We start from the raw sequence: 468 nt of genomic DNA on the forward strand, positions 1-468 counted from the left end.
GATGCATCTTTACTGTGCGCGTGGCCGCGGGGGAGATGAAGCCATGACCACGAATGCTTTCTCGGACCTTACGCGGCTGATTAATGGCTATCAGATTTCGCAGGCCATTCACGTAGCGGCACGGCTTGGCATAGCCGACCACCTTAGTCACGGGCCGCTAAGCAGCAACGAACTAGCTCGGCTCAGCGGATCGCATCCGAGGACACTTTATCGGCTCTTGCGGGCGCTGGCTTCAGCCGGCGTTTTCCATGAGGCCGAGAACAAAACGTTCTCGCTCACCGCGATGGGCGAGTGTCTTCGTTCTGACTCACCGACCCCGCTCGACGGCTGGGCCGCATATGTCGGCCGACCTTACGCCTGGCAGGCCTGGGGCCATCTTGAACACAGCGTCCGCACCGGCGAGAATGCCTTTCGGCATCTCAATGGTCAGGGCGTATGGGAGTATCGCAGCACCCGTCCAGATGAGAA

At 60.0% G+C, this 468-nt stretch carries 1 protein-coding gene; it reads left to right on the forward strand.

What is annotated here, in order from left to right:
• Nucleotides 1-43: 43 nt before the first annotated feature.
• Nucleotides 44-468, forward strand: a 425-nt coding sequence (locus tag QSV46_RS39145) for a methyltransferase dimerization domain-containing protein (RefSeq protein WP_314964016.1), incomplete at its 3' end; no start/stop codon positions are given.

The organism is Bradyrhizobium cosmicum (assembly GCF_032290525.1).
In the GTDB taxonomy this organism is placed as follows: Bacteria; Pseudomonadota; Alphaproteobacteria; order Rhizobiales; family Xanthobacteraceae; genus Bradyrhizobium; species Bradyrhizobium cosmicum_A.